Origin of the sequence: Geitlerinema sp. CS-897 (assembly GCF_028368005.1) — a bacterium.
Lineage (GTDB): Bacteria > Cyanobacteriota > Cyanobacteriia > Cyanobacteriales > Geitlerinemataceae > Baaleninema > Baaleninema simplex.
In genome coordinates this window covers 1-5172 of record NZ_JAQNCQ010000231.1, presented here as the reverse complement: position 1 = coordinate 5172, position 5172 = coordinate 1, and the positions used below count along the sequence as shown (strand labels likewise).

Annotated in this window: 4 protein-coding genes; 2 read left to right on the top strand and 2 right to left on the bottom strand. The window is 51.4% G+C overall.

The genetic code is table 11. The features are described from left to right. Positions 1-166 precede the first annotated feature (166 nt). Positions 167-2776 carry a TIGR03960 family B12-binding radical SAM protein gene (locus tag POG22_RS14605; protein ID WP_498906068.1) on the bottom strand — a complete coding sequence of 870 codons (2610 nt, stop codon included), beginning with the start codon at positions 2774-2776 and terminating at the stop codon, positions 167-169. 158 nt (positions 2777-2934) lie between these two features. Between POG22_RS14605 and POG22_RS14600 the strand changes: the two genes are divergently transcribed. Next, positions 2935-3705 (top strand): DUF4058 family protein, encoded by a 771-nt coding sequence (locus POG22_RS14600; protein ID WP_498906067.1) that lies wholly within the window; start codon positions 2935-2937, stop codon positions 3703-3705. A 122-nt stretch (positions 3706-3827) separates the two neighbouring features. On the opposite strand, the gene POG22_RS14595 is transcribed toward POG22_RS14600, so the two are convergent. Next, positions 3828-4271, bottom strand: a complete 444-nt coding sequence (locus POG22_RS14595; protein ID WP_498906066.1) for an Hsp20/alpha crystallin family protein — start codon at positions 4269-4271, stop codon at positions 3828-3830. A 300-nt stretch (positions 4272-4571) separates the two neighbouring features. On the opposite strand from POG22_RS14595, the gene POG22_RS14590 reads away from it, so the two are divergent. After that, positions 4572-4805 (top strand): DUF6737 family protein, encoded by a 234-nt coding sequence (locus tag POG22_RS14590; protein ID WP_498906065.1) that lies wholly within the window; start codon positions 4572-4574, stop codon positions 4803-4805. Positions 4806-5172 lie beyond the last annotated feature (367 nt).

The window sequence follows — 5172 nt, the reverse complement described above, 5'->3', positions numbered from 1 at the left end:
TCCGTGTTGCTTAGAGCTTTTACCTGTTCGAGCTTTCCCGAACAGAACCCGCTAAGTCTAGTTTTCAAGGTTCGGATGCCTCGATTAGAGGCTCGGTTTTTAGACTGGTTAAATACCGTTCCAGTTCTCTGACATCATAGCAAAGTCGCCCTGCAAGGGCGAGGCTTTAGACCCAAATTTTTGGTAAAATCAACTGTTGGCGATGGATGCGATCGAGCTGGAGTTCGACGCCGGAAACTCGTTCGAGGAGTTCGACGACTTGACTCGGACGCAGGAGGGTTCCGTCGTTGCGACAGCTTCCCACGACGCGCACCACGGCTTCCTCGGAACTGCGAAGTTCGATGATGTCTAACTCGAACAGCCGTTCGCGAAGGTCGATCTTCTTGATTTTGCCGGATTTGGTAGTGTGTTCGCTCCAGATTTCAGTGCGATCGAGGATTTCTTTGACCCAGCGATACCACTCGCCGCAGCCCTCGCGACAACGAACGCTCAGGAAATATTCGGCGCGATCGAGGACTCGCGTGGCGGCCTTTCCGTCGGTGGGAACGACTTCGACGCGGTAGATGGGGATCTCGTCGGATAACTGTTCGGACAGTCGGGTTTGGAAGTCCGCCGCGTCCATGTCTTCAGTGAGGTCGAATTCGACGATTTCGCCGCTGCTGGTTGCCCCTAACTGTAAGGCGTTGGCGGGGGAAATGCGGGGCATGGGATGGTAGCCCCCGGTAAAGGACATGGGTAAGGCAGCCCGTCGTGCGGCGCGATCGAGCAGTTTGGCAAAGTCTAAATGTCCGATGAGTGCCATCGACCCCAGTTTTCCCATCCACACGCGCATCCGCTGTACTCGCTGTGAGTTGGGTTTGAAATGTCCTTCAAATTCGGGAATCGGCGGCGGTGGAACGACGATGTTATGACCGAAATCGGGGGTGCAGACGCCGCAGTGGGAACAGCCCTCGTAGGCGCAATCGGGAACGGTGGCGGCTTCTAAGGCTCGTTGTAAGTCCTGTTTGAGCCAGGTTTTATCGATTCCGGTGTTGAGGTAATCCCAGGGAAGCGGGGCATCGAAGGCGTTTCGGTCTTCGATGGCGGTGTCGGAATCGCTTTTGAAAACGTTCCATTCGCCGTTTTCGACTTGGCGATATTTCCAAGTCAACCCGGATTCGTCGATCGCATTTTCCCAGGCTTGAAAGGCGCGATCGAGACTTTCCCACCAGGAATCCATCCCCGCCCCGAGTTCCCAGGCGCGACGCACCACGGACGACAAACGGCGATCGCCCCGTCCGACGAAATCTTCCATCGCGGAAATTCGCACGTCGGTAAAGTTGGCTTTCACGCCCCGCATCCGACGGAATTCTTGGCGCAACATATCCTGTTTGCGTAAAAATTCTGCGGTGGAAACGGAGTGCCACTGGAAAGGCGTGTGGGGTTTGGGCGTAAAGTTAGAAATGGTTAAGTTGATGCTGAGGCGTTTGCGACCTTGGGCGCGACATTCTTGTTGTAACCAGCGCACGGTTTCGGCAATTCCCAGCACGTCGGCGTCGGTTTCGCCGGGAAGCCCGATCATGAAGTACAGTTTGACTTTATCCCATCCCTGTTCGTAAGCGGTTTTGACGCCTCGCAAGAGTTCTTCGTTGGTGAGTCCTTTGTTAATGATGTCCCGCAACCGCTGGGTTCCGGCTTCTGGGGCGAAGGTCAACCCGGATTGGCGCGTTCCGCCGATGATGTTGGCGATGTTTTCGTCGAAGCGATCGACCCGTTGGCTGGGGAGGGACAGGGAGATATTTTCGTTTTTCAGGCGGTTTTTCACTTCGACTCCCACCGCTGGAAGCGACAGGTAATCGGAACAACTTAAGGACAGCAGAGAAAATTCGTTGTATCCCGTCGCCCGCATTCCTTTTTCGATGGTATCGACCACTTGGTTGGGATCGACATCTCGGGCGGGACGAGTTAGCATTCCGGGTTGACAGAAGCGACAGCCTCGGGTACAGCCGCGACGAATTTCTACGGTGAGGCGATCGTGAACGGTTTCGACCAACGGGACTAAACCGATGGAATAGGCGGGAATCGGGGTCGCCACGCGGCGTAAAATCCGTTCGGGAACGTCGGGACGGTTGGGACGCACCGAACCGTTTTCTTCCATGTCGTAGAACATGGGAACGTAGACGCCGGGAACTTGGGCTAAATCCAGCAGTAATTCTTCGCGGCTGAGTCCGTCCCGTTTTCCTTCTTCGATGACGAAGCCGATTTCGGGAAGGAGTTCTTCTCCGTCTCCGAGGGCGACGAAATCGAAAAAGTCCGCGTAGGGTTCTGGGTTGGAGGTGGCGGTTTGTCCTCCGGCGAAAATGAGGGGGTCTTCCATTCCGCGATCGCGCCGTTCTTTCCAGGTTAGGGGAATTCCGGCTAAATCGAGCATTTCGAGGATGTTCGTCGCCCCGAGTTCGTAGCTGAGGCTAAAGCCGAGAATGTCGAAATCTGTCAACGCCCGTCGGGATTCGACGGCGAAGAGGGGAATTTGTTCGTCCCGCAGTTTTTTGGCTAAATCGGGGGCGGGAAGATAGGCGCGATCGCACAGTTGATGGGGTTGGGCGTTGAGAATGCTGTAGAGGATGATATGTCCGAGGTTCGACGCCCCGACTTCGTACACTTCCGGGTACGTCAACACCCAACGCACCTCTGCTTCGTTCCAGGGTTTGCGAACCGCCCCGAGTTCGTTTCCTAAATAGCGGGCTGGGCGCGAGATTTCTGGGGTTAGTAGCTTGTCTACGGCAACCGCTACCATGAAAATTTCTCCTGTGTGGTCTGCACGCGATCGACTCTCTCGATCGAGTCTGTTACGACAGATCTGATAAACGTCCGATTTTTTACTATAACTGATTTACGTGGGGGAGTTGGATCGCCGTTGCTAGGATAGAACTACTGCGAAAAGGAGGTTCGGCGATGCCATCACCGTTTCCGGGGATGAATCCTTATTTAGAACATCCCGATTTTTGGTCAGATTTTCACAATCGCTTCATTGTGACCCTTGCTGAAGCGTTAACGCCACAAATTGCACCGAAATATCGGGCGGTCACAGATAAACGAATTTACGAAATTAATTCCTTGGAATCGCTACTGGTTGGACGTCCGGACGTGAGCGTTCAGAAAAGTAGTTCGTCTTCTACTGCACTAGACTCGAATGTAGCAGTGGTCTCGTCGCCTGTTAAACCCCAATCGGTGCAGTTACCGATGTCTGAAGAAGTTCGCGAAAGTTACTTGGAAGTGCGGGATGTGGCGACGAAAGAAGTCGTGACAGCGATCGAACTCTTATCTCCAACCAACAAACGGGGCGAAGGACGACAAAAATACTTGCAAAAACGCCAGAAGGTTTTAGGCAGTCAAACGAATTTTATCGAAATCGATTTGTTACGAGGTGGCGAACCGATGCCGATTTTAGAACGCTCGTTTGCAACCCCCTATCGCATTTTGGTCAGTCGCGCTCAAACTCGCCCAACGGCAGACTTGTACGCTTTCGGATTGAGCGATCGCATCCCAGTTTTTCCGCTTCCGCTACGACCGGAAGATAAAGAGCCGGAAATCGACTTACAAAGTTTGTTACATCAAGTGTGCGATCGCGCCGGATACGAGTATTTCTTAAACTACACCGAACTCGAACTATTTCCAACTTTATCAGAAGCAGAATTCGACTCAATAAAATCCTTTCTCGATTAAACCTCTCTGTGTTCTCTGTGTCTCTGTGGTGAATCGTTCGATCGAGCAAAAGCCCCCACCTTAAAGATGAGGGCAAATAAACTTACAACAACTTCAGTCAACTTTTCCGTCAAAACACTACATTAGCGTTCGACTTTCACCTTAACCGATTTGTGTTTTTCTTCTTCCACTTTAGGCAAGGTTAACGTCAACAAACCATCGCAATATTGCGCTTCGACTTTGCCGTTATCTACATGAGTCGGCAGCGAAATGACGCGGCTGAAGTGACCGTAACGGAATTCACTGCGAATCGTACCGTTTTCTTCAGTTTTCGATTCTTGTTTGCGTTCGCCGCGAATCGAAACCGCATCTCGCGTCACGTCAATATCGATATCCTCTGGATTCATACCCGGAACTTCCAGTTTTAGAATCACAGCCTCGTCAGTTTCATGAAGTTCCGCAGGCGGACCGAAATTGAGTTCGATTTCTGAGGCGAACCGCGTCGGATTCAAAGCGTCGAACAAACGGTTCATTTCGCGATGTAAACTGTCGATGTCGCGAGTGGGATTCCAACGAACCAGTGTCATAGCGTCTAACCCTCCTTTTTGCTGGGTTTGCTCGCTCGTTTCTTCACTTTTAATGGTATAAAAAATACAGGCGATCGCAAATAGGGTTTCACGACCTAAGTTTTCGGGTTTTCTACACAGGAACGAACTCCTACAATTTGAGCTTCAGTTCGCAAAACCGATCGCATTGTAGGGTTTCCCGAACCGAGCGATCGCCTCAGTTCCATTAAGTTTGCAATTCTGTTACAATCTAGGGGCGATCGCGACAACTATATAAATATTTTTAACAAAAACTTGACAAAAAACCTAGATTAATATTAGATGTCTGACTCCAACGACTTCAATATTTGGAAATACAAACCCTGGTGGTGTCAGCCTTGGTCGATCCTACTGACCGGAATCGCGATAATTGCCGGAAGTTGGCTTCTCTTTCACCGATTCTGGCTGACGGGACTCGTCGCCGTGCCGATTTTGGCGTGGATGGGATATTTCTTGCTATTATTTCCCCGCCTCGTCGTAAAATACGGCGGTTCGATCGAGGAACCTGAAAAGTGACGCACTATCAAGATCCGTCGCAGTACTCCGCCTATACCGCGAAGCGGTTAGGGGGTGGTGAAGCGGCGGTGAGTTGAGGTGCGTCCCCTGAACAATGCGATAGCGAGAGAAGGGGATAGTGCCGAAACGAGCCATCAAATATAATTGATAAGGTGGTAACACGCTGAAAACATACGGATAGCTCATCCAGTAGGCAGCCCAGAAGTAACGGTTAAGACACTGGCAACCTGTATAGAGCATAAAGCCCAAAACCAAAAATCAGATCCGTCCGGCTTGGGGGCACCAAGTGGACGTAAAACAAAAAGCCTGTGGAATCGTTCTGGCGGGGACTTGAAGTTATCTGAGTTCAAGTCTAGTCAAGAGGTTG